The sequence below is a fragment of the Luteimonas sp. TWI382 genome (genome assembly GCF_039674545.1).
GTDB lineage: Bacteria > Pseudomonadota > Gammaproteobacteria > Xanthomonadales > Xanthomonadaceae > Luteimonas.
In genome coordinates, this window is record NZ_JBDJNS010000023.1 from 24,026 (window position 1) to 48,122 (window position 24,097).

The window sequence follows — 24,097 nt, forward strand, 5'->3', positions numbered from 1 at the left end:
GCAGGCGTCAAGCGAAACGCCAAATCCAGCAAGGTTGCACCCGATACTAGCGAGGGCGAGAGAAAAATTAAAGCTCCGTTAACGAAATGCTTGCGCGGCGTGAAATTGCGGAGATCGGCGATATCACGCCCTTCAAGCTGAATAGGCATTCAGTCTGTCTGCTCGCATGGAAAGGGGCAAGACAAAAAAGGGCGCCGATGGCGCCCTTCACAGATCCTGCTGGTACCGGATGTACGGCACGGCGCCGTCGTCGTCGGGCAGGTCGGCCATGCGCGAGAACGGGTTCTTTCCGCGGGTGACGACGTTCTCGGCGCCGACGGTGAGCTGGCCGCTCCAGGGCGTGCGCCAGCTGACGCCTACGCCCAGGCCTTCCCACTTCGGAAGCCCCGGGGTGTCGACCACCTGGCCGACGATGTTGGCGCTGAAGCGCCCGATGCCGCCGCCGACGCTGACGCTGCTGCTGGTCCAATGTCCGCTGAGGTCGGCCGGGGCGGTCGCCGACGGGATCAGGGTGGCCTTGGCGAGTGTCCCGGCCAGCGAGACATACGCGTCGTCGCCGATGTTCTTCCTGGCAAACACGGTCAGGTCGTGGACGTCGACCCGGCCGGCGGAGCCGCCTCGTGCCGGGGTCAGCCAGCCGGGAAGGGTGTCGCGGCCTTCGCCGAGCGTCACGCCGGCGCCGCCACTGGGGCGGCTGAAGGACGCGGTCGCGGTCGCCCGACGGTTGCCGGGGGCCGGGTCGTCGAGCGAAGCGAGTTGGCAGTTGCGCGCCAGGCTGCTCACGGCGCCGTTGAAGCTGCTGCCCGGGCTGCACAGCAAGGCCAGCGAGCTGCCGGGTTCCAGGCCGAAGGCGGCGTCGAATCGGTTTTCGCCCATGCGCCAGCGTCCGCCCGCCTGGTGCGGCGTGGCCGGTTCGAGGACGAGGAAGGCTTCGACCTTGCCGGAAGTGTCGAGGACCGGCAGCACGGTCTGGTTGCGCCTTTCCTGCGCATGCGCACCCGTCGCCATGCACAGCGCGAGGGACGAGGCGAGCAGCAGTGGCGTCAAGGACAGTCGCATGGCCGATGTGACCCGGTCGTTGCCGGGAAGTTCCCCAGATTCACCGACCCTACTCTAGAGGGTTTATGTTTATTTAACAATCCTGCCGCTGTTCCGGCAGGGCCCCTACTGCAACCGGTCCGAGACCTCGCCGCTGGCCACCGGGGCCGCGAGCAAGCGCTCGATCTCGTCCTCGGAGAATCGGTAGACACGACCGCAGAACTCGCAAGTCACTGACGCCTCGCCATCGATGGCCGCCGCGCGGGCCTCCGTTTCGCCCAGCGAGACCAGCATCGCCTCCACGCGCTCGCGCGAACACGAGCAGGCGAAGGCCAGCGGGCGTTCGCCGAGCAACTGCGGATCGTCGTCGGGAAACAAGCGCGCCAACAGCGTCTCGACGGGCCATCGAAGCAGTTCGCCGGTCGAGAGCGTGTCAAACAGGATGCTCGCCCGGTTCCAGCCGTCCTCGTCGCCCTCGTCGCCCGGCAGCTTCTGCAGCATCAGCCCGGCGGCGTGGTCGCCTTCGACCGCGAGCAGCACGCGCGTGGGCAGTTGTTCGGACTGGCGGAAGTAGTCTTCGAACGCACCCGACAGCGATTCGGATTGCAGGCCGACCAGGCCCTGGTAGCGCATCGGGTCGCGGCCCTGGGCGGGGTTTTCGATCGTCAGCGCCAGGATCGCGTCGTCGCCGAGCGCGCGCAGGTCGCGCGAGATGGTCGCAGCGCCCGTCTCGGCGATCCGCGCGATGCCGCGGATGGTGCCGGCGGCAGTGCATTCGGCAAACAGCGCGCGCAGCGGGCCGGATGCGCGCAGTTGCACCGACAGCCGCCCATCGACCTTGGCATGGCCGGTGAACAGTGCGGCGGCCGCGCAGGCCTCGCCCAGCAGGACTTCGACCGAGGCGGGATAGCGGGCGTTCGCCAGGACCCGGCGCCAGGTCTCGGTCAGGTGCACGCGGACGCCGCGCACGCCGGCGCGCTGGAGCAGGAAGCGGGACAGCCGGTCGCTGTCGGGAGCGGAGGTTTCGGTCATGGGTTCGTCGGAAAGCGGCGGCGATTGGCGGCATCGGGCGTGCCCGATACAGTGGCCGCCATGATGCAGTCGGTTCGAGAAGATGGGGGCGAGGGCAACGCGGCGCAAGCAGGCGTTGGACATCGGGATGTGGCACCGCGTCGGCGCCGGTGGCTGCGCCGGCTGCTGTGGCTGCCGGTGCTGGCGATCGGGTTCACCGTGCTGCAGGTCCTGGTGCTGCGCGTGATCGATCCGCCGTTCTCGACGGTCATGGCGCTCCGCCAGGTCGAGGCCTGGACCGGCGGCGAGGCCGATTTCGTGCTCTACCACCAGTGGCGCGATCTGGATCAGATCGCGCCGTCGCTCGCGGTCTCGGTGATCGCCGCCGAGGACCAGAACTTCGCGCGGCACCGCGGCTTCGATCTCGAGGCGATCGAGCGTGCACGCGCGCACAACGCGCGTGGCCGCTCGACCCGGGGCGCGAGCACGATCAGCCAGCAGACGGCGAAGAACCTGTTTCTGTGGAGCGGGCGCAGTTGGGTGCGCAAGGGGCTGGAGGCCTGGTACACGGTGCTGATCGAACTGCTCTGGCCCAAGACCCGGATCTTGGAGGTCTACTTGAACGTCGCCGAGTTCGGCGACGGCATCTACGGCGCCCAGGCGGCCGCGCGCGCGCATTTCGGCAAGGACGCGGCGCAACTATCGCGTGCGCAGAGTGCGCGGCTGGCGGCGGTACTGCCGAGTCCGCGGCGCTACAACGCCGCGCGTCCGGGTCCGTATGTGCAGCGCCGGGCACAGTGGATTGAACGCAATGCGCGCCAGATCGGCGGCGAGGGCTATCTGGAGGCGCTGCGATGAGCGCCGGCGTGCAGGCCGAGCGGCTGACGATCGTCATCGCCGCGTTCGACGAGGCGCGGTCGCTACCGCTGTTGCACCCCAGGATCGCGGCGGTCATGGACACGCTCGCCGACGACGGGATCGATGTCGGCGTGCTGTATGTCGACGACGGCAGTACCGACGGAACCTGGGAGGTGCTGCAGGGGCTGGCGGTATCGGATCGCCGCGTGTCGCTGCTACGGCTGTCGCGCAACTTCGGCAAGGAGATCGCGCTGACCGCCGGCCTGGACCTGGTCACGGAGGGGGCGGCGATGATCCTCGATGCCGACGGCCAGGATCCGCCGGAACTGATCCCGCGCTTCGTCGCGCTGTGGCGCCAGGGCTACGACGATGTCCACGGGACCCGGGTCAGCCGCGAGGGCGAGCGGTGGATCAAGAAGCTCACCGCGCACGTGTTCTATCGGGTGATGCAGCGGCTCGCCAAGACACCCGTGCCGGCCGATACGGGCGACTACCGGTTGCTCTCGCCGCGTGCGCTGGCCGCGCTGCGCCAGTTGCGCGAGCGGCACCGCTTTATGAAGGGGCTGTTCGGCTGGATCGGATTCAACCGCGTCGCGTTGCCTTACCAGCGGCATGCGCGTCTGGCGGGGCGCACGAAGTTCGGCTTCTGGCGGCTGTGGAACTTCGCGCTCGAAGGCGTGACCAGTTTCTCGACCGCGCCGTTGCGCCTGGCGACCTACGTGGGTGTGTTCACCGCGTTCGGGGCCTTCGCGTTCGCGCTGTGGGTCATCGCCAAGGCGATGCTGTTCGGCGACCGCGTGGCCGGTTGGCCGACGATGATGGCCGTGATCCTGTTCCTGGGCGCCGTGCAACTGGTGGCGCTGGGCGTGATCGGGGAGTACTTGGGCCGCCTGTACGAGGAGTCCAAGCAGCGTCCGCTCTACTTCATCCGCGACTGGCACCCGGCGGGGGCTGCCGCGCCGGCGGTCGACAATCCAGGCGACGACCGCCACGGCCGCTGAGGCTCACTTGGCGTAGGCGCCGCCGCAGTCGCTGTCCTCGCCGCCGCCCAACTCCAGGGTCGCCAGCAGTGCTGCAGGCGGCGCGATCGAGCCGAGCGCAAGGGCGATCGCGCCACGCAGGCCCAGGCGGGCCATGTCGGGGCGGAAACTGGGATCGGCGAAGGTGCCGCCGATCACCAGCGGCGAGCGCAGCGCGAGGATGCTGCGGTCCTTGGGCCGCGGGCGCAGTTCCAGGTCCAGCGTCTCCTGGCCGAGATCGATGCGGCCGTCGCCGACGATGAGCGTGTCGGTGGTGTCGAATGCTAGCGCGCGACTTTGCATGACGCCCTTCTGTACGCCGAAATCAGCGAATGCGCAGCGCACCGGAATCTGCTTGTCCTTGCCGATCAGGTACTTCAGGGTTTCGTAGATGTCGATCCCCGCCAATTCGACGAGCATGTTGCTGACCCGGCCCTTGCCCATTCCGACGGCGATGTCGCCATTGGCGCTGCCCAGCATCGCGGCAACCGAGTTGCCGGTGCCGGCGAGGGTGAAATCGCCGCCGATCTTGCCCACTGCCTGGCTGGCGAGGGCGGTGTCGGGGAACAGGCCGCCCAGGTCGACGCGGCGGACGCTGGCCTGGAGCCGGGTGTCGATGGTGTCGTTGCGCGCATCCATCCGGATGGTCGAGCGGATGTTGCCGCCCGCGACGCCGAAGTTCAGCGGATCGAGCCGGAGCAGTCCGGCCTCGAGCTTGAGGTGGGCATCCATGTCGTCGATCGGCAGTTTGGGGGCATTGATGCGTTGCGCACGCAAACGCACGTCGGCGTCCATCGAGCGCAACTTGCCCAGTTCATAGGGGGTGTCGGGAATCACCTTGCCCTTTGCGGCCAGCGCCTGTTCGCGCTGGACGAGTTCGGGATCCAGTGGGGTATCGCCTTCGGCGTCCGGGGTGCCGCCGATGAAGCCGGCCAGATCATCGAAATCCAGGCGTCTGGACACCAGGTCGGCCTTCAGGAACGGTCGCTCGCCGCCGACGGTGAAAGCGGCCGACCCGCCGAGGTCGCTCTGGCCGACCTTGCCGGTGAAGCCATCGTAATGCCAGGTCTGGCCGTCGCGAGTCAGGCGCCCGTCGAGGGCGTAGGGCGGGGTGTCGGGCAACGCGACGCCGACCAGTGGGTACAGATGGTCCAGGTTGCGGCCCGACAGCGCGAACTGCAGGTCGAAGTCGCGCAGTTCGAACGGCGCGGTGAGGCTGCCGCGCGCGTGTGCGTGGGTCGTGCCCGCCGACGCGCGCAGGTCGAGGTGGTAGGGCTTGTCTTCGTCCTGCAGCGCGAGCGGCGACTCGGCCACGCCTTCGAGCGTGAAGCGGTTGCCGCTCCACTGGCCGTCACCCTCGATCGCAATCGCCGGCGCGGCGTCGGCGCCCGCGCGCGAGGGCCGGCTGGCCAGGCGTACATCGACGCGGGTCTTGCTCGGTGCGTCGACGAAGCGCAGGCGCCCATCGTCGACCCAGAGACGGCGGATCTGCATCGGCTCGCCGTCGCCATCGCCCATGTCGAGCGTCCAGTTGCCGCCACCGCCGTCGGGATTGGTCTCGAGCAGCAGGACCGGGCGCGCCAGCCGAATCTCGGGCAGTCGAATACGGCCACGCAGCAGCGGGAAGACCTCGACCTGCAGCTCCAGCCGGTCTGCCGCGGCCATGGTCCTGTCCTTGGCCCAGTCGGCGTTGGCGAAACGCAGACGGTCCGCACGCACGGTGGTCACCCGACCCAGGTCGACATCGAGGTCGCCGCCGATCTGCAGCACGCGTCCTGTCTGCGCGTGGACGATGCGCTCGACCGGGCGTTTGAACCAGTTCCAGTCCCAGAAGATGAGCAGCAGCAGCACCAGGACTGCGATCACCCCCAGCACGATGCGCCCTGGGTGTCCGGAGAACGCGCCGCGCAGGCGTGCGGCGGGCGGACGCTGCGGCGGTACGGCAGTGGGCGTGGAATCGGTCATCGCGGCTCGCATCCTGTTTGCGAGGCACCATCCCGCCGGATCGATCAAGCCCGGGTGAATCCGTTGCGGCGCGTTCAGCGCCCGGCTGCGCGGTCGGCGCCGCCAGCCATTGGCTTCAGCGTGCCGGGACGACCTGCGCCAGCACCGCGACGTAGTGGCAGACGCTGCCGGCGATGCAGAACAGGTGCCAGATCGCATGCGCGTAGGGAATCGACTCGCGCATATAGAAGAACGTGCCCAGGGTGTAGAACACGCCGCCGGCGATGATCCAGCTCAGCGTCCAGGTATCGAGCGCAGCGGCGACCGGGCCGATCGCAATCACCACCAGCCAGCCCATCGCCACATAGATCGCGGTCGACAGGCCACGGAAGCGGCCGGTGTAGAACAGCTTGAAGACAACGCCGGCCAATGCCAGCGTCCAGATGGTGCCAAACAGCCACCAGCCCAGTGTGCCGCGCAGCCCGATCAGCGTGAACGGGGTGTAGGTGCCGGCGATCAGCAGGTAGATCGCGCAATGGTCGAACACCTTCAGCCGGCCCTTGAGGACCGGATGGTGGACGGCGTGATAGAGCGTCGAGGCCAGGTAGAGCAGCAGCAGCGTGACGCCGAAGACGATCGAGGCGCCGAGCTGCCAGCCGTTGCCGAACAGCGCGGCGAGCGTGATCAGCACTGCGCTCGCCGCCAGTGCGGCGGTCGCGCCGAGGCCGTGGGTCAGCGCGCTGGCGAATTCCTCGCGCTTCTCGCGGAGCGACAGGGCGGGGGAGGGCATGATGGGTGTCCGGCGGGGGAGGGACCGACCGGATTATGACCCCCGCGGCGCGGTCCTGTCAGACCGCGCCGGTCGAGCCGGCCGTCAGACGGCCGGCATCGCGTGCGCATGCTCGCGCGTGGCCAGGAACTCGACACCCGGTGCGCGCTCTTCGGCCAGTTGCAGGTTCACCCGGGTCGGCGCCAGATAGACCAACTGGTCGGCCGCGTCGATCGCGAGATTGCCTGCGTGCTTGTCGCGGAAGTCCTCGAGCGTCTTGGGGTCCGCGCAGCGGATCCAGCGCGCAGTCGAGACCTGCACCTGCTCGAAGATCGCGTCCACGCCGTACTCGTCCTTGAGCCGGTAGGCGACCACGTCGAACTGCAGCACGCCGACCGCGCCCAGGATCAGGTCGTTGCTCATCAGCGGCTTGAAGAACTGGGTCGCGCCTTCCTCGCTGAGCTGCGCCAGGCCCTTCTGCAACTGCTTGAGCTTGAGCGGGTCACGCAGGCGCGCACGGCGGAACAGCTCGGGCGCGAAGTTGGGGATGCCGGTGAAGGCGATCGGTTCGCCTTCGGTGAACGTGTCGCCGATCGAGATCGTGCCGTGGTTGTGGATGCCGATCACATCGCCCGGATAGGCCTCGGCGGCGATTTCGCGGTCGCTGGCCATGAACGTCAGCGCATTGGCGAGCTTGAGCTCCTTGCCGCTGCGCGCGTGGAAGGCCTTCATGCCGGCGGCGAACCGACCCGAGCACACGCGCATGAACGCGACCCGGTCGCGGTGCTGCGGGTCCATGTTGGCCTGGATCTTGAACACGAAGCCGGTTAGCTTGTCTTCCTGCGGCGCCACCGTACGCGTGGTGGTCGGCCGCGGTTGCGGCGGCGGTGCGTGTTCGACGAAGAAATCGAGCAGCGGCTGCACACCGAAGTTGTTGACGCCCGAGCCGAAGAACACCGGCGTCTGCCGCCCGGCGCGATAGGCCGCAAGGTCGAACGGATGGCTGGCGCCCTGCACCAGCTCCAGTTCGTCGCGCAGGTCGGCCAGCATCGCCTCGCCGATCCGCGCGGCCAGGCCGGGCGCGTCCAGCGACGGGAAGATCGTCGAGTCCTGGCGGGTGAAGTTGCGTCCCTGCTCGTAGAGGTGCACCTCGCCGGTGAGCAGGTGCACGACGCCCTTCAGGCGCTGGCCCATGCCGATCGGCCAGGTCACCGGGGCGCACTGGATGCCGAGCACCCGCTCGACCTCGTCGAGCAGGTCGACCGGGTCCTTGCCCTCGCGGTCGAGCTTGTTGATGAAGGTCATGATCGGTGTGTCGCGCATGCGGCACACCTCCATCAGCTTGATCGTGCGCTCCTCGACGCCCTTGGCGACGTCGATGACCATCAAGGCCGAATCGACCGCGGTCAACACGCGATAGGTGTCCTCGCCGAAGTCGGCGTGGCCGGGCGTGTCGAGCAGGTTGACGATGCGGCCCTCGTAGGGGAACTGCATCACCGAACTGGTGACCGAGATGCCGCGCTCCTTCTCCAGCGCCATCCAGTCGGATGTCGCATGGCGGGCGGCCTTGCGCCCTTTGACCGAGCCGGCCATCTGGATCGCACCGCCGAACAGCAGCAGTTTCTCGGTGAGGGTGGTCTTGCCGGCGTCGGGATGCGAGATGATCGCGAAGGTACGGCGGCGGGCGGCTTCGGTGGCGACGTCGGGCATGCAGGCGACGCACGCGCGCGCGTGCGGTCTCGAGGCTTCAGGGAGCCGGCGATTATACGCGGCGGGTCGGTTCAGTCCGGTGGAGGCGCGGAGAAGCGCAGGATTCCGCCGGGGCCGAACATGCGGAACGGCAGCGATTCCAGGCGCAGGCCGCGGTTGGCCTGGACCGCGAAATGCAGGTGCGGGCCGGTGCTGGCGCCGGTGTCGCCGGAAAAGCCGAGGATCTGGCCGCGGCGCACGCGCTCGCCCGGCGCGACGATCACGCCGCCGCGCTGCAGGTGCGCGTACAGCGCCATCGTGCCGTCGTCGTGCAGCACCCGCACGAAGTTCGCGCGGGCCGGGTCGTCGTGCGCCGTGCCGATGCGCGTATTGCCCCCGATCGCGACCTCGGTCTGCATGACGGTGCCGTCGCGCGCGGCCAGGACCGGCGTGCCTGCGTCGACCGCGAAATCCACGGCGTAGGCGTGCTCGGGGGCGCGATGGCTGAAGCCACCGCCGAAGCCCTGGGCGACCCGCAGCGGGGCGCCGCGCAGCGGGTAGCCGTACTCGACATCGCGCGGGCGCGCGCCGGGATGGCCGGGCACGGCGGTGAGCGCGAGAGTGACCGCACTGTCGGCGGCATCGGGCAGCCAGGCCACGAGCGTGCGGCCATACGCCGGGACGGTCGCCCGGGCCGGCAGCGGCGGATCGCTGCCCGGCGTCGCGCCGTCGGCGGTCAGCAGCACTTCCACCGGGCCGGCCAGGGTGTTCTCCGCGACGATGCTCACGCGCCTGCCAACGGGCTGCCGCTGCAGCCGGACAACTGGCGGCACGGCGGTTCCCGGCGACCACTGGGTGGGCGCAGGCGGCGATGCCGGCCATGCGCCACTGGACGGCGTCTGGGCCGAAACGACGGCCGGTGGCAGCGCAAGCGCCAGGCCCGCAAGGCCGCTGGCGAGCGCGGCACCGACTCTCGGGCCGCGGGGGCTCGCGCGCCGGGCCTGACCGGGAGGAGGGAAGCGGCGCATGCACTCGATTATGCCGGGCCATCGCCCGTCGGCTATTGGCCTGATGTTCCTGGGCGCCGGCGCCATCGGTGGCGCAGCGGCAGATCCGCGGCATTGCTCCGTACGAATTCCATCGCTGCATCCGGATGAAGCGATTGACATCGTGGGTGGACGCTGGCAACCTGCGCGACATCCATCGAGACCGGCGGAGGGACAGGCCCTTTGATGCCGGGGCAACCTGATGGGATCCGCGCGCCGCGCGGGCCCCGTCGCGGTGCCAAGTCCTGCGGGGACCTGTGCGTCCACCGGAAGATGGTTGTGTGTTGCTTCGACATCGAGGCAACGCATCCGCCGAGTCGGCGGCTTCCGGCATCCCCCGCAAGACGCGATGGTCCGTTCCCACCTGGACATCGCCATGAGTCTTGTCGACACCGCGCCCCGCTATCTCGATGCCGGTCCCGATCCGGCCTTCTTGCCCACGTCGCCGCCCTCCAACGCCGCGACCGAAGACCGCGCCGTGCGCGGCCGCATCGATATCGCGCTGCCGATGCGCCACGCTGGGCTGCGCCACGTCGGCCTGCGCTACGAACTGCGCGGCAGGCCCGGTGCGCCGGTGGTGTTCGTGGCCGGCGGGATCTCCGCGCATCGCCATGTCGCCTCGAGCGCTTCGTATTCCGAGCCGGGCTGGTCCGAGGCGCTGGTCGGGAAGGGACGTGCGCTCGACCCGGCGCGTGCGCAGGTGCTGGCCTTCGATTTCATCGGCGCCGACGGCGCGCTCGATGCGCCGATCGACACCACCGACCAGGCCGATGCGATCGCTGCGCTGCTCGACGCGCTCGACATCCCGGTGCTGCACGCCTTTGTCGGCTATTCCTACGGTGCGCTGGTCGGACTGCAGTTCGCGGTGCGCCACGGCGGCCGGCTGCAGCGGCTGGTCGCGGTCAGCGGCGCGCACCGCGCACATCCCTATGCCGCCGCGTGGCGTGCGCTGCAGCGCCAGACCGTCGCGCTGGGGCAGTTGCAGTGCGCCGACGCGCAAGGCCTGTCGCTGGCCCGGCAGTTCGCGATGCTCAGCTACCGCACGCCCGAGGAGTTCGCCGAGCGCTTCGACGCTGCGCCCGAGGTCGTCAACGGCCGCGTGCGCGTGGCGGCCGAGGACTATCTCGACGCCGCCGGTGCGCGCTACGTCGCCCGTACACCGATCGCCGCCTGGCTGCGGTTGTCCGAATCGATCGACCTGCATCGGATCGAGCCGGCGCAGATCCGGGTGCCGACGACCGTCGTCGCGGTCGAGGGTGACCGGCTGGTACCGCTGGCCGACGCGGTGACGCTGCTCGAGGGCCTTGGCCCGCACGGCCGGCTGCGCGTGCTGCGCTCGCCCTACGGCCATGACGCCTTCCTCAAGGAAACCGATCGCATCGACGCCATCCTGGCCGTCGCCCTGCGCGACACCGACCACGGAGATCCTGCATGAGCATCCAGAGCCCGTCCTTCGATCCGGCCGCGTGCCGCCCCGGCACACGCGCGGTGCGCGCCGGCATCGACCGCGATCCGGCCTACGGCGCGGTGACCCCGCCGATCGTGCTGTCGAGCAACTTCAGCTTCGAGGGCTTCGAGCGCAAGCGCGAGTACGACTACACGCGCAGCGGCAACCCCACCCGCGACCTGCTCGGCGAGGCGCTGGCCGCGCTCGAGGGCGGCGCCGGCGCGGTGGTCACACCGACCGGCATGGCCGCGATCACGCTGGTGCTCAATACGCTGTTGCAGCCCGGCGACCGGCTGGTGGTGCCGCACGACGCCTACGGCGGCAGCTGGCGGCTGTTCGATGCGCTGGCGCGCAAGGGGCATTTCGAACTGGTCACCGCCGATCTCACCGACCCGCGCGCGCTGGCCGATGCGCTGGCCCGCAGGCCGAAGCTGGTGCTGATCGAGACGCCCTCCAATCCCTTGCTGCGCATCACCGACCTGCGTTTCGTCATCGAGGCCGCGCAGCGCGCCGGTGCGCTGACCGTGGTCGACAACACCTTCCTGTCGCCGGCGCTGCAGCGGCCGATCGCGTTCGGCGCCGACGTGGTGCTGCATTCGACCACCAAGTACATCAACGGGCATAGCGACGTCGTCGGCGGCGCGGTGGTCGCGCGCGATGCCGAGGTGCACGCGCAACTGGCGTGGTGGGCGAATGCGCTGGGCATCACCGGCTCGCCGTTCGACAGCTTCCTGACCCTGCGCGGGCTGCGCACGCTCGATGCGCGGCTGCGCGTGCACCAGGAGAACACCGCTGGCATCGTCGACTTGCTGGACGCGCATCCGACGGTGGCGAAGGTGCACTACCCGGGCCTGGCCTCGCACCCCGGGCACGCGGTCGCCGCGCGCCAGCAGTCGGGATTCGGCGCGATGCTGTCGTTCGAACTGTCGGGTCCCGATCCGCGCGCGGCGGTGCGCGCGTTCGTCGACGGTCTGCAGTACTTCACGCTGGCCGAGTCGCTGGGCGGCGTCGAGAGCCTGGTCGCGCATCCGGCGACGATGACCCACGCCGCGATGAGCGCGCAGGCGCGCGAGGCGGCCGGCATTTCCGAGGGCCTGTTGCGGCTGTCGGTCGGCATCGAGGCGCTCGACGATCTGCTCGCCGACTTGCAGGCAGCGCTGGCGCGCGCGGCCACGGTCGCCGGCCAGGCGCCGGCGATCCGCGCCGGAGCCGACGCATGAGCACGGTCGTGGCCCTGCGCCGTGCGCGCCGGACGCAGCCGCAGCCCGCCCGGCTCGCATTGCTGGGCACCGGCACCGTCGGCAGTGCCTTCGTCGCGCGCTATCAGCGGCTGGCCGCGCAGGGCGTGGCGCTGCCGGCCGTGGCACGGATCTGCAACTCGCGCACGCAGATCGCCTGCGGCGACGATCCGGTGGCGGTGCTCGAACAGGCGCGCATCGCGGCGAGTCGGCGCAACGGCTTTCCGCCCTGGGCCGAGGGTGAGAGCCCGCGGCCGGGCGATATCGTCGTCGATGCGACTGCCAGCGAGACCGTCGCCGACTGGCATCCCGAGTGGCTGGCGCGCGGCGTGCACGTGGTCACCGCCAACAAGCTCGGCACCGGCGGCGAGCTCGGCCGGGCGCAGGCGATTGCCGAGGCGGTCGGCAGTGAAGGCGGCGGCCGCTACGGCGACAGTGCCACGGTCGGCGCGGGGCTGCCGTTGCTGCGCAGCCTGCGCGCGCTGGTCGCCGGCGGCGACCGCATCCACGCGGTCGAGGGGGTGCTGTCGGGGTCGCTGGCCTGGTTGTTCGCCCGGTTCGACGGTAGCCGCCCGTTTTCGACGTGGGTGCAGGAGGCCCGCGCCGCCGGCTTCACCGAGCCCGATCCGCGCATCGATCTGTCGGGCGAGGACGTGCGCCGCAAGCTGCTGATTCTCGCGCGGGCGTCGGGCCTGCCGCTGTCCGCGCACCAGGTGGCGGTCGAATCGCTGGTGCCGCCGGCGTTGGCCCGATGCGCTGCCGCAGCGCTCGATGACGGCTTCGCCGAGCTCGATGCCGCGCTTGAGGCGCGCTGGACCGCCGCGTCCGCTGAAGGGCTGCGGCTGTGCGTGGTGGGGCGTTTCGATGCGGTTGGTGGTGCCAGCGTCGGCCTGCGTGCGCTGCCCGTGCTGCACCCCCTGTGCGCAGGCGGCGGGACCGACAACCGTGTGGCGATCCACAGCGACCGCTACCGCGAACAGCCGCTGGTGATCCAGGGCCCGGGCGCTGGCGCGGAGGTCACCGCGGCCGCGCTGCTCGACGATGTCCTGGCCTGCACGCGGCGCTGACCCGCGACAAGGGTGGGGCAAGCCCTAGATGGGGTTGGCCCGGATGGCGGCAGGCTGAACGGCGCGCTGGAATGGCGTCATTCAGTTTCCATGTCGATCACAGGGGTATCCCATCATGTCCAACCCATCCTCCTTGAGCATGTCCGTCTCGTTGAGCGTCAGCGGCCAGTTGCCGTCGACACAGAGCTCGGCCAGCACCCAGCGCACCGCCGACGGCCGTGTGCAGTTCGAGAACGACAACTACCGCATCACCGCCGGCGACAACGACGAGGTGGTGGTGTTCAACAAGAACACGGGTGAGAACTACCGGATCTGGGGCGATCCCCACGTCGAGATCGACGGCAAGCACGCCTTCGATTTCTGGGGCCAGACCACGTTCCTGCTCGACGACGGGACCAAGGTCACGATCGAGACCACGCCGTGGGAGCAGGGCGGCAATGGCGCGACAGTGGCCTCGGTGGTGACGATCACCGACGGCGACTACGGCGTGCAGATCTCCGGCGTCGACAGCAACACCTACGGCGACCTGTCGTTCCAGGAATTCGCCGGCGGCGGCCGGCTGCTCGATGCCGCCGTGCGCGACGGCAATGTGCTGCTGGAGAACGAGAACGGCAGTGGCTTCATCGCCGTCGACCAGAACGGCAACATCCAGAATGTCGACCAGGCCTTCATCAATGCCACCGACGAGCTGAAGAACGGCGGCCCGAACTTCCTGGCCCATTTTGCCGAGATCTTCTCGTTCTTCACCGGCCTGATGTCGATCGGTTTCAACGGCGGCCTGGCGCTGGGCAGCGACAACCCCGACCGTGCGCCCGAGCCGAACGCCCAGCCGGTGCCGTGGCAGTTCAGCCTGACGCTGTCGATCCGCGCCTGATCCACGCGTCTCCCAAAACGGCGTGCCGCGACCGCGGCGCGCCGTTTCCGTTTGCGGTAGGCAAGGCGCCGCGCAGGCGGCTCAGCACTCGATGACGTTCACCGCCAGACCGCCGCGCGAGGTTTCCTTGTACTTGTCGCGCATGTCGCGGCCGGTCTCGCGCATCGTGCGGATGACCTTGTCCAGGCTGACCTTGTGCTTGCCGTCGCCGCGGAAGGCCATGCGCGAGGCGTTGATCGCCTTCACCGCCCCCATCGCATTGCGCTCGATGCACGGAATCTGCACCAGGCCGCCGATCGGATCGCAGGTCAGGCCCAGGTTGTGCTCCATCCCGATCTCGGCGGCGTTCTCGATCTGGCTCGGTGTGCCGCCCAGCGCCGCGGTCAGTCCGGCGGCCGCCATCGAGCAGGCCACGCCGACCTCGCCCTGGCAGCCGACCTCGGCGCCGGAGATCGAGGCGTTCTCCTTGTAGAGGATGCCCACCGCGGCCGCGGTCAGCAGGAAGTCGAACACGCCCTGCTCGTTGGCATTGGGGATGAAGCGGTCGTAGTAGTGCAGCACCGCCGGCAGGATGCCGGCCGCACCGTTGGTCGGCGCGGTGACCACGCGTCCGCCCGCCGCATTCTCCTCGTTGACCGCGAGCGCGTAGAGATTGACCCAGTCGAGTACGGTCAGCGGGTCGCGCATCGCCGCTTCGGGCTTGGCGGCGAGCTCGGCATGCAGCGCCGGCGCGCGGCGGGTGACGTGCAGCCCCCCTGGCAGGGTGCCGCCCTCGCGGATGCCGCGCGCGACGCACGACTGCATCGCCGCCCACAGTTCGCGCAGGCCATCGAGGATCTCGGTCTCGCTGCGCCAGACTTTTTCGTTCTCCAGCATCAGCCGGGCGATGCCCAGACCGCTGTCCTGCGCCTGGCGGATCAGCTCGTCGCCGCTGGCGAACGGGTAGGGCACCTGGGTGGTGTCGGCGACGATGCGGTCTTCGGCCGCCTCGTCCTGGTTGACGACGAAGCCGCCGCCGACCGAGTAGTAATCGCGCGTGGCGATCACCGCATCGTCGGCACCGTAGGCGGTGAAGCGCATGCCGTTGGTGTGGAACGGCAGCTTCTGGCGCTTGTTCATCACCAGATCGCGCTTCTCGTCGAAGTCGATCTCGTGGGTCCCGCCCAGCCGCAGCCGGCGTTCGCCGCGGATGCGCGCCAGCGCATCGGGGATGATGTCCGGGTCGATGCGGTTGGGCATGTGCCCTTCCAGCCCCATCATCAGCGCCTTGTCGGTGCCGTGGCCGCGGCCGGTCAGCGCCAGCGAGCCGAAGACCTCCGCGCGCACGCGCACGACCTCGTGCAGGCGGCCGGGCTCGGTGAGCCAGCGCGCGACGAAGCGGGCACCGGCGCGCATCGGCCCGACGGTGTGCGAGGAGCTCGGCCCGATGCCGATCTTGTAGAGGTCGAAGGTGCTGACAGCCATCGCGCTATTCTACGGCCCGCTTCCCGTTTTATGCCTGACGCGACGCCGCATGACGACCCCGGCCCTGATCCTGTACCAGCGCGACGACTGTCATCTGTGCGATCTCGCGCTCGAGGTGCTGGCGCAGGCGCGCGCGCCTGCGTTCGACAGCGTCTTCATCGATGACGACGACGCGCTTGAGATGCGCTACGGCAGCCGGGTGCCCGTACTGCACGATGCCACGCGCGGCGTCGAACTGGACTGGCCGTTCGACGCCGACGCGGTGCGGCGGATGCTGGCCTGACGGCGGGCGGCGCGACGTCAGTTCGCAGGCTTGAGGTAGACCCGGGTGGCGACCGCGATTTCGTCGGGGATCGTGCCGGTGTCGGCCCATTCGCCGCCGCCGACGCCGAAATCCAGGCGACGCACGGTTGCCCGGCCCGAGAGCAGCGGGCGCGGGCCCGGGGTCCAGGTGAAGGTCAGCGTGACCGGCTTGCGCACGCCGCGCAGCGCGAGCTCGCCGTCGGCGGCGTATCGGCCGTTGCCCAGGTCGCGGAACCGGGTCGCGGTGTAGGTCGCCTGCGCGAAGCGGGCGGCATCGAAGAACGACGCGCCGCGCATCTCGCCGTCGTAGTCGTCGTTGCGGGTGGTCGCGGTCGCGATCGGGATCGTCACTTCAAGCTTGGCGCCGGTCAGGTCGGCCGGATCGAACGCGAGCGTCGTGCCAAAGTCGGGGAACGTGCCGGTGAACACCTCGCCCTGGTACTTGCCGGCGAAGGCCAACGACGAGCCGGCGGCCTGCACGTAATCGGCGGCGGAGGCGGAGAGCGGCATCGCGACGGCGAGCGCGGCCGCGAACAGAAAGCGGGGAGCGAGGGGCATCGGTCAGTCCTGGGATGAGGGTGGGGAGGCAGAGCGTAACCAGCCACGCGGCAGCATCCGTGCCAGCGTGGCATCGCGCAGGAACAGGTGGTGATACAGCGCGGCTGCCGCATGCAGCAGCGCCAATGCCACCAGCGTCCAGAACAGCAACTCGTGCGCCTGGCCGGCCAGGCCGCGCAAGTCCGGGCTGCGCGCGACCAGCGCCGGCAGGTTGAACAGGCCGAACCACTGCAGCGGGTAGCCGGCGGCCGAATTGAACGTCCAGCCGCTGAGCGGGATCGCCAACAGCAGCGCGTACAGCAGCCAATGCGTGAGCGTGGCGAGGCGGTCCTGCCAGCGCGGGGTGCCGGCGACCGGGCGCGGCGCGCCGGCGAACAGCCGCCAGACCAGCCGCAATGCGGCGAGTGCGAGGATCGTCAGGCCCAGCGATTTGTGCAGCGCATAGACCTGGACCTTGGTCGGGCTGGGCCGCATGTCGCCCATCGTCAGGCCGATGATGCCGACCGCCAGGATCAGCACCACGACGGTCCAATGCAGCAGTTGACTGACCGCGCCCCAGCGCTCGACATTCTTCAGGGTCATGGGGTGTCGTCTCCAGGCGAGCGGGTGCCCGCCGCCGCGTCGTCCGCATCCGCGTCGGCATCGTCGCGGCTCGCGCCGCGCTCGCGCACCGCTTCGAGTTCGATGCGCAGGCCGACCGTGTCGCCGATCATCGACGGCCAGGCGTCGATCCCGAAGTCCGCCCGCGACAGCTGTGCGGTCGCCGAGAATCCGACCATGCGTCGGAACGGCGGCATCGGGTGGCGACGTGCGGCGTTGAACGTCGCATCGAGCGCGACCTCGCGGGACACGCCGCGCAACGTCAGCGTGCCGTGGACGATGGCATGCGTGGCATCGCGCGGCTCGATGCGGCTGGAGACGAACGTGGCGGACGGATGCTGCTCGGTGTCGAGCAGATTGCGCGCGCGGACGGCGCGGTTCCAGCGGTCGTCGCCGAAGTCGACGCGCTCGAGCGGCACCGAGACCTCGACCCGCGCGCTCGACCAGTCCGCAGGATCGAAGATCAGCGTGCCCTGGCTGCCCGACACCGTGCCGATCGCCTTCGACAGGCCGGCGTGTTCGATGTCGAGCATCACCCGGGTGTGCACCGGGTCGAGCGCGTACTGCACCGGTCGCGCGGCCGCTGGCGCGCAGCTCAGCGCCAGCAGCAGGCAGGGGACAAACAGGCGCCGCGGCAGTCGCATCGTCTCAGGCTCCGGTCGCCGCGGACGGCATGCGTGGATTCTAGGCCCGAATCGCACGGTCGCGCAGCTGCGGCGCCGCTTGCATCCGGGACGATGCGTTGCGAGCATCGCGCGTTGCGGGCAAGGCCGCGGGGAAAGGGATGTCGGGCCCATGTGGAAGCGTGTCGCCGCTCTGGCGCTGATCTGGACGTTCGCCTGCGGTGTCCTGGCCGCGACGCCGGAGATGCCGCGCCTGCGGGTGCTCGGCGTCGCCGACGGCCTGCCCACGTCAGACGTCACCGGCATCGCCCAGGACAGCGACGGCTTCGTCTGGATCGCCACCGCAGATGGCCTGGCCCGCTACGACGGCGCCGGGTTTGTGGTCTGGCAGCATGATCCCGAAGCGGCGGACGCCTTCCCCGGCAACAATCTGCAGGCGCTGCACGTCGACCACGAGGACCGCGTCTGGGTGGCCGCCCAGGAAGGCGGCGTGGCGGTGATGGACCGCGACCGCTCGGCGGGCTTTCGACCCTATCGGATCGACGCCCATCCCGAAGCGCGGCTCGGCGATGTCTGGGATTTCGCCAGCCGCCCGGGCGAGATCTGGATGGGCCTGGGCACCGATGGTGTCTACGGCCTGCGCGCCGATGGCAGCTTCGTGCATCTGCGTCATGATCCCGGCGACCCGCGCACGCTGCCCAGCGACAACGTCGTCAGTCTGTCATTCGACAGCGACGGCATGCTGTGGATCGCGACGATGGCGGGCCTGGCCCGTTACGACGGTCGCCGCGTCTGGCGCGAGCCGCTGCCGGGCGGCGACATGCCGCTGACGGTCACCGACGTCCAGGCGATGGGCGACGAAGTCTGGGCCTCGAGCGCGCGCGGGCTGTTTGTGCGCACGCGCGATGGTCAGTGGCACTGGCGTCCGTGGTCGGGCATGTTCGCCCGCCCCAACAGCGTGCTGTCGATGCTTGCCGATCCGCGCGGCGGCTACTGGCTGGGCACGCGTCGCGGCCTGTGGCGGTTGTCCGAGGATGGGATCCCGACCCCGGTGCCGGTCGGCAGGGACGCCTCGCGGCCGTTTCCGGCGCGGGCGATGTTCCTGCAGCCCGACGGCGCGCTGTGGGCATCGGCGCCGGGCGAGGGCGTCGGCTTCCTGCGCTCGGACTGGCGGCACGTCGCCGAACTGGTACGCGGAGAGCGCGGCCTGCAGGGCCACGGGTACGCGACGATCGCGCCGGCCAACGACGGCGGGCTGTGGCTGGGATCGGAAACCGGCGTCGTGGAGCACGTCGACCAGGCGCTGCAGGTCTCCCGGCTCGACGGCACAGCACGCGCGCGCCTGGCCAACCAGCGCATCCTCGGCATGGCCGAGACGCGCAGCGGCGTGTTGTGGATCGGGCATGTCGGCGGGCTGTTCCGGCACGGACCCGACGGCACGCTGAGCGAGTGGGAGGGCGAGCCGGGCACCTCGGTCGCGCACGGCGTGGGCTACAACATCGTGCGCGCCGCCCCCGACGGCACGTTGTGGACCGGCAGCATGGGCGGCTACGGGGTCGAGCACCGCGACGGCGACACCGGCCGCATGCTGTGGCAGGCCGGCGACGATCCGCTGGTCCATGAGGGCGTCTACGGCTTCGACGTCGCGCCCGACAACACCGCCTGGGCGGCGTCCGTTCCAGGACTGGGCTACTTCGACCCGCAGGCCGGTCGGTTCGTGATCGTCAGCGGCGAGCAGCCGTACTACGCGGTCGCGGTGCAGGGCGAGGACACCGTCTGGGCGGCCGGGCGCGACGGCCTGGAGCGCTGGCAGCGCGCGGGCGGGAGTTGGGCGCGGCAGGAGCGGATCGGCACGCGCGAGGGGCTGCCGTCGGTGATGCCGATGGGGCTGGCGGTCGACGTGCGCGGACGGGTCTGGGTCTCCACCCGGCGCGGGCTCTACCGTTGGGATCCGCAGGCCCGGCGCATGCGCCGCTACGGCAGCGAGCACGGCCTGTCGTCGCAAGAGATGCTGTTCCGCTCGATCGCGGTCAGCAGCAGCGGCCTGCTCGCGGCCGGCACCGCGGTCGACTCGGTGGCCATCATCAACACCGCTTCGGAGGAGACCGGTCGGGTGGACGAGCCGAAGCTGCGCGTCCTGGGTCTGGACGTGCGCCGCGACGGGCTGTGGCAACCGCTGGACGGCACCAACCCCGAACTGTTCCCCGACGACCGCGAACTGCGCGTTTCGGCCCGGCTGCTGTCCTACGACGACCCGGGGTCGAACCACTACTGGACCTGGCTCCAGGGGCTGGACACTGGCTGGATCGACCAGGGCGCAAACGGCGACCGGGTGTTCTCGAGCCTACGACCCGGCAACTACGTGCTGCGCATCCGCGCCAGCGACGCCTATGGCAACGCCGCGCCGATGCAGGAACTGCGGTTCCGGGTGTTGCCGCCGTGGTGGCAGACCTGGTGGGCGCTTACCTTGTTGATCTGCGCGATGGGGGTGTTCGCACTGTGGGGCGCATCGATCTATCGCCGGCGTGTGCGGCGGCGCGCGGAACTGCAACTGGCCGGACGCCAGCGCGAACTTGCCGAGCAGGCGTCGCTGGCCAAGAGCCGGTTTCTGGCCACGCTCGGCCACGAGGTCCGCACGCCGATGACCGGTGTGCTGGGCATGAGCGAGTTGTTGCTCGACACGCCGCTCGATGCCCGGCAGCGCGGCTACACCGAATCCATCCGCCGCGCCGGCGACCACCTGATGCGCCTGGTCAACGATGCGCTGGATCTGGCGCGGATCGAAGCGGGCAAGCTCGAACTCGATCCACAGCCATTCGAGCTACGCGCGCTGATCGAGGACATCGTCTCGCTCTCCGCGCCGATGGCCCGGCACAAGGCACTGGGCTTTGAGGTCGTCTTCGACGATGGCGTGCCGGCCTGGGTGCACGGCGATGCGGTGCGTGTGCGGCAGATCCTGCTGAACCTGATCGGCAATGCGATCAAGTTCACCGACGATGGGCGGGTGGGGCTGCGAATCGCGCGTCCGCCCGAGGGCCTGCGCTTCCAGATCAGCGACACCGGGCCGGGACTCAGCCCCGAGCAATGCCAGCGGCTGTTCCGGCGCTTCGAGCAGGCCGACGGTGCGCGGACCGCGGCGCGCTACGGCGGCAGCGGCCTGGGGCTGGCGATCAGCCAGGAGCTGTCGCTGGCGATGGGCGGCCGGATCGATGTCGAGAGCACCCTCGGCGAAGGCACCCGGTTCACGGTCGTGCTGCCGCTGGCCGAGGTCGCCACGCCGCCGCGGCGCACGCGCTTCGAAGGCCACGAGCGCATCACTGCGGCGGTCGGGCTGGTGGTCCTGCTGGTCGAGGACGACCAGACCGTGGCCGACGTGATCCGGGGCCTGCTCGAGGCGCAGGGCCACCGGGTCGCGCATGCGATGCACGGGCTCGCCGCGCTGACCGAAGTGCGGACCCAGGTGTTCGACATCGCGCTGCTCGACCTGGACCTGCCCGGCATCGACGGCCTGACGCTGGCCGGCATGCTGCGTGCCCAGGGCTTCGACCGCCCGCTGGTCGCGGTGACCGCGCGCGCCGATGCCGAGGCCGAGCCGGCGGCGCGTGCGGCCGGTTTCGACGGCTTTTTGCGCAAGCCGCTGACCGGCGAGATGCTGGCCGACGCCCTGGCCCAGAGTTGGCGGCCGATCCACGAAGGCGGCGGCCTGGACGACCTCGAGGACTGAGCGGCGGCTTGGCATCGCCTGCACGGCGGCGTCGCCAGACTGCCGCCATGGCCGCTTCCCGTCCGCCGTCCACCGCCCGCATGCCGAAAGCGCGGCGCGACGACCTCATCCAGTTGCGCCCCGAGGGCCTGTACTGCCCGGCCGGCGATTTCCATATCGATCCGTGGCGTCCGGTGCCGCGGGCGGTGATCACCCATGGCCACGGCGACCATGCGCGCACTGGCATGGGCGCCTACCACACCGCGCGCGCCGGGCTGCCGATCCTGGAGTGGCGCCTGGGCGAGCAGATCTACGTCGCGCACGACTACGGCGCGCCGTTCCAGATGGGCGCGGCGATGGTCTCGCTGCATCCGGCCGGCCACGTGCTGGGCTCGGCCCAGGTGCGGGTGGAGGTCGATGGCGAGGTGTGGGTCGCCTCGGGCGACTACAAGCGCCAGCACGACCCGACCTGCGCACCGTTCGAGATCGTGCGCTGCGACACCTTCATCACCGAGGCCACGTTCGGCCTGCCGGTGTACCGCTGGCCCGACACCGCGGAGGTTGCCGGTGAGATCGAGGCCTGGCGCGCGCAATGCGAGACGCGGGGCGAAGCGGCGGTGCTGTTCTGCTATGCGCTGGGCAAGGCGCAACGCGTGCTGGCCGAACTGGCCGCGCACACCGATCGGCCGGCGCTGCTGCACGGTGCGGTCGCGGCCGGCGTCGAAGTCTACAGGCGCGCCGGCATCGCGATGCTCGACACGCTGCCGGTCGCCGAGACCGACCGGGGCGCGGACCTCGCTGGCCGGTTGATCATCGCGCCGCCATCGGCGGCTGGCAGCGCGTGGATGCGCCGGTTCCGGCGCGCGCAGCAGGGCTTCGCATCGGGTTGGATGCGCATCCGCGGCAACCGGCGCCGCCGCAACTACGATCGCGGCTTCGTGGTGTCCGATCACGCCGACTGGCCCGATCTGATGCGGACCGTGCGCGAGACCGGCGCCGCGCGGGTGATCGCGACCCACGGCAACACCGATGCGATCATCCGCGCGCTGCGCGAAGACGGCATCGCGGCCGAAGCCTTCCGCACCGATTTCGGGGACGAAGAATGAGCGTCGGGCGCAGGAGGGCGGGCGTATGAGGCGTTTCGCCCGTCTGTACCGGGAGCTCGACCGCAGCACCGCCACGCTCGACAAGCGCGCGGCACTGGTCGACTACTTCCGCGACACGCCACCGCACGACGCGGCCTGGGCGTTGTTTCTGCTGGCCGGCGGCAAGGTGGCCGGGGCGGGCCGGCGCATCGCCAACACCCGCGAATTGCGCGAGTGGATCGGCCAGGTCGCAGGGCTGCCCGATTGGCTGGTCGACGACAGCTACGACCAGGTCGGCGACCTGGCCGAGACGTTGGCGCTGCTGCTCGATGACCCCACGGCGCCGGCCGAGGACGTGTCGTTGGCAGACTGGATCGAACGGCGGCTGATTCCGGTCGCCAATCGCGATCTCGAAGTCCGGCGCACGCTGGTGGTCGAGGCCTGGGCCTCGCTGGCCTTCGATGAGCGACTGGTGTTCAACAAATTGCTGACCGGTGCGCTGCGCGTGGGCGTCTCGCAGCGACTGGTGCAGCAGGCGCTGGCGGAGATGAGCGGGTTGGACATCGCGCGCATCGCCCAGCGCATGCTCGGCAGCTGGACGCCAAGCGCGCAGTTCCTGCGTGACCTGCTTTCGCCCGACGAACTGCCCGGCGATCGGCGCCAGCCGTATCCGTTCTTCCTCGCCTCGCCGCTGGAGCAGGCGCTGCGTCCCGACGCGGCGGGCGAGGACGCGGGCACCGATGTCGAGGCGGCTCCCGATACGGATGCTGCGGCACCGGCGCTGGCGAACGATCCCGATGCGGTCGCGCGCGCACTCGGTCCGATCGACGACTGGCTGCTGGAATGGAAGTGGGATGGCATCCGCCTGCAGCTGATCCGCCGCGGCGCGGACATCGCGCTGTGGTCGCGCGGCGAGGAACGCCTCGACGGGCGCTTCCCCGAGATCGAGGCGGCGGCACTGACGCTGCCGCGCGATTGCGTTTTCGACGGCGAACTCCTCGCCTGGCGGCCGGGCGAACCCGCGCCGATGCCATTCACCGCGCTGCAGACCCGCATCCAGCGCCGCAAGCCCGGGCCCAAGACGCTGGCCGACACGCCGGTCCGCGTGCAGGTCTACGATCTGCTTGAACTCGACGGCGAGGACTGGCGCGACCGGCCGCAGGCCGAGCGTCGGGCGATGCTCGAGGCCCTGGTCGCCGCGCACGACGATCCGCGCATCGTGATCTCGCCGCGCGTGGACGCCGCCGACTGGGCGCAGGCCGCCGCGCTGCGCGCCGATGCCCGCGCGCGCGGCGTCGAGGGCTTGATGCTCAAGCGCGCCGACGCCCGCTACCAGGCCGGCCGGCGTCGCGGCGACTGGTGGAAGTGGAAGATCGACCCGCTGACCATCGACGCGGTGCTGATCTACGCACAGGCCGGCCACGGCCGGCGCAGCACGCTCTACACCGACTACACCTTCGCGCTGTGGGACGGCGACGCGCTGGTGCCGGTCGCCAAGGCCTACTCGGGGCTGGACGACCGCGAAATCCTCGCGCTCGACAAGTGGATCCGCGCCCATACCCTGGAGCGCTTCGGCCCGGTGCGTTCGGTCACCGCGCACCACGTCTTCGAGCTCGGCTTCGAGGCGGTCAACCGTTCGAGCCGGCACAAATCCGGCATCGCCGTGCGCTTTCCGCGCATCCTGCGCTGGCGCCGCGACAAGCCGATCGCCGAGGCCGATCGGCTCGAGACCTTGCGGGCGCTCGCGCGGTGACGGCGTCG

The 24,097-nt window shown here is 70.3% G+C and carries 20 protein-coding genes and 1 riboswitch; of the genes, 10 read left to right on the forward strand and 10 right to left on the reverse strand.

Features of this window, described 5'->3' with window-relative positions; all coding sequences use genetic code 11:
- Window positions 1–207: 207 nt before the first annotated feature.
- A complete protein-coding gene (locus tag ABE505_RS13375; RefSeq protein ID WP_346445085.1) occupies window positions 208–1,059 on the reverse strand; it encodes a hypothetical protein in 852 nt (283 codons plus the stop codon).
- Between the two features lie 105 nt (window positions 1,060–1,164).
- The gene (locus tag ABE505_RS13380; RefSeq protein WP_346445086.1) at window positions 1,165–2,070 is read right to left on the reverse strand and encodes an Hsp33 family molecular chaperone HslO; all 906 of its coding nucleotides are present in this window, start codon (window positions 2,068–2,070) and stop codon (window positions 1,165–1,167) included.
- A 129-nt stretch (window positions 2,071–2,199) separates the two neighbouring features.
- Between ABE505_RS13380 and mtgA the strand changes: the two genes are divergently transcribed.
- Both mtgA and ABE505_RS13390 read left to right on the forward strand, forming a co-directional pair.
- Entirely contained in the window at window positions 2,200–2,907 is a 708-nt protein-coding gene (gene mtgA, locus ABE505_RS13385; protein ID WP_346445088.1) for a monofunctional biosynthetic peptidoglycan transglycosylase, read from the forward strand.
- Between the two features lie 8 nt (window positions 2,908–2,915).
- On the forward strand, window positions 2,916–3,908 hold the full coding sequence (locus ABE505_RS13390) for a glycosyltransferase family 2 protein (protein WP_346445114.1): 993 nt from the start codon (window positions 2,916–2,918) through the stop codon (window positions 3,906–3,908).
- 3 nt (window positions 3,909–3,911) lie between these two features.
- Here ABE505_RS13390 and ABE505_RS13395 read toward each other — a convergent pair whose 3' ends face one another.
- From ABE505_RS13395 to ABE505_RS13410, 4 genes are all read right to left on the reverse strand, one after another.
- Window positions 3,912–5,891 (reverse strand): AsmA family protein, encoded by a 1,980-nt coding sequence (locus ABE505_RS13395; RefSeq protein WP_346445090.1) that lies wholly within the window; start codon window positions 5,889–5,891, stop codon window positions 3,912–3,914.
- 115 nt (window positions 5,892–6,006) lie between these two features.
- Complete coding sequence (locus ABE505_RS13400) at window positions 6,007–6,660, reverse strand: hemolysin III family protein (RefSeq protein ID WP_346445092.1); 654 nt, start codon at window positions 6,658–6,660, stop codon at window positions 6,007–6,009.
- An 84-nt stretch (window positions 6,661–6,744) separates the two neighbouring features.
- Complete coding sequence (locus ABE505_RS13405; protein WP_346445093.1) at window positions 6,745–8,349, reverse strand: peptide chain release factor 3; 1,605 nt, start codon at window positions 8,347–8,349, stop codon at window positions 6,745–6,747.
- A 71-nt stretch (window positions 8,350–8,420) separates the two neighbouring features.
- On the reverse strand, window positions 8,421–9,116 hold the full coding sequence (locus tag ABE505_RS13410) for a M23 family metallopeptidase (protein ID WP_346445094.1): 696 nt from the start codon (window positions 9,114–9,116) through the stop codon (window positions 8,421–8,423).
- Between the two features lie 409 nt (window positions 9,117–9,525).
- Window positions 9,526–9,654, forward strand: a riboswitch (SAM riboswitch).
- Window positions 9,655–9,750: 96 nt separating this feature from the next.
- On the opposite strand from ABE505_RS13410, the gene ABE505_RS13415 reads away from it, so the two are divergent.
- The 4 genes from ABE505_RS13415 (at window position 9,751) to ABE505_RS13430 (ending at window position 14,000) form a co-directional block, all read left to right on the forward strand.
- Complete coding sequence (locus tag ABE505_RS13415; protein ID WP_346445095.1) at window positions 9,751–10,809, forward strand: homoserine O-succinyltransferase; 1,059 nt, start codon at window positions 9,751–9,753, stop codon at window positions 10,807–10,809.
- The gene (locus ABE505_RS13420; RefSeq protein ID WP_346445096.1) at window positions 10,806–12,041 is read left to right on the forward strand and encodes an O-succinylhomoserine (thiol)-lyase; all 1,236 of its coding nucleotides are present in this window, start codon (window positions 10,806–10,808) and stop codon (window positions 12,039–12,041) included. Before ABE505_RS13415 ends, ABE505_RS13420 begins: the two co-directional genes overlap by 4 nt.
- On the forward strand, window positions 12,038–13,126 hold the full coding sequence (locus ABE505_RS13425; protein ID WP_346445097.1) for a homoserine dehydrogenase: 1,089 nt from the start codon (window positions 12,038–12,040) through the stop codon (window positions 13,124–13,126). Before ABE505_RS13420 ends, ABE505_RS13425 begins: the two co-directional genes overlap by 4 nt.
- Before the next feature lie 139 nt (window positions 13,127–13,265).
- Window positions 13,266–14,000, forward strand: a complete 735-nt coding sequence (locus tag ABE505_RS13430; RefSeq protein WP_346445098.1) for a DUF1521 domain-containing protein — start codon at window positions 13,266–13,268, stop codon at window positions 13,998–14,000.
- A gap of 81 nt (window positions 14,001–14,081) precedes the next feature.
- Here the strand turns inward: ABE505_RS13430 and ABE505_RS13435 are convergent, their stop codons facing one another.
- Window positions 14,082–15,464 carry an L-serine ammonia-lyase gene (locus ABE505_RS13435; protein WP_346445099.1) on the reverse strand — a complete coding sequence of 461 codons (1,383 nt, stop codon included), beginning with the start codon at window positions 15,462–15,464 and terminating at the stop codon, window positions 14,082–14,084.
- Window positions 15,465–15,513: 49 nt separating this feature from the next.
- On the opposite strand from ABE505_RS13435, the gene ABE505_RS13440 reads away from it, so the two are divergent.
- A complete protein-coding gene (locus tag ABE505_RS13440) occupies window positions 15,514–15,747 on the forward strand; it encodes a glutaredoxin family protein (protein WP_346445100.1) in 234 nt (77 codons plus the stop codon).
- Window positions 15,748–15,764: 17 nt separating this feature from the next.
- Here ABE505_RS13440 and ABE505_RS13445 read toward each other — a convergent pair whose 3' ends face one another.
- Genes ABE505_RS13445 through ABE505_RS13455 form a run of 3 tightly spaced genes read right to left on the reverse strand, consistent with a single transcriptional unit; the run spans window position 15,765 to window position 17,569 of the window.
- Window positions 15,765–16,325: a YceI family protein gene (locus ABE505_RS13445; protein ID WP_346445101.1), complete on the reverse strand. Its 561-nt coding sequence runs from the start codon at window positions 16,323–16,325 to the stop codon at window positions 15,765–15,767.
- A 3-nt stretch (window positions 16,326–16,328) separates the two neighbouring features.
- Window positions 16,329–16,907 (reverse strand): cytochrome b, encoded by a 579-nt coding sequence (locus ABE505_RS13450; RefSeq protein ID WP_346445102.1) that lies wholly within the window; start codon window positions 16,905–16,907, stop codon window positions 16,329–16,331.
- Window positions 16,904–17,569 carry a YceI family protein gene (locus tag ABE505_RS13455; RefSeq protein ID WP_346445103.1) on the reverse strand — a complete coding sequence of 222 codons (666 nt, stop codon included), beginning with the start codon at window positions 17,567–17,569 and terminating at the stop codon, window positions 16,904–16,906. Before ABE505_RS13455 ends, ABE505_RS13450 begins: the two co-directional genes overlap by 4 nt.
- A gap of 151 nt (window positions 17,570–17,720) precedes the next feature.
- Between ABE505_RS13455 and ABE505_RS13460 the strand changes: the two genes are divergently transcribed.
- The 3 genes from ABE505_RS13460 (at window position 17,721) to ABE505_RS13470 (ending at window position 24,089) form a co-directional block, all read left to right on the forward strand.
- Window positions 17,721–21,272, forward strand: a complete 3,552-nt coding sequence (locus ABE505_RS13460) for an ATP-binding protein (protein ID WP_346445104.1) — start codon at window positions 17,721–17,723, stop codon at window positions 21,270–21,272.
- Window positions 21,273–21,352: 80 nt separating this feature from the next.
- Window positions 21,353–22,357, forward strand: a complete 1,005-nt coding sequence (locus ABE505_RS13465) for a ligase-associated DNA damage response exonuclease (protein ID WP_346445115.1) — start codon at window positions 21,353–21,355, stop codon at window positions 22,355–22,357.
- Window positions 22,358–22,382: 25 nt separating this feature from the next.
- Window positions 22,383–24,089 carry an ATP-dependent DNA ligase gene (locus ABE505_RS13470; protein ID WP_346445105.1) on the forward strand — a complete coding sequence of 569 codons (1,707 nt, stop codon included), beginning with the start codon at window positions 22,383–22,385 and terminating at the stop codon, window positions 24,087–24,089.
- The last annotated feature ends 8 nt before the right edge of the window (window positions 24,090–24,097 follow it).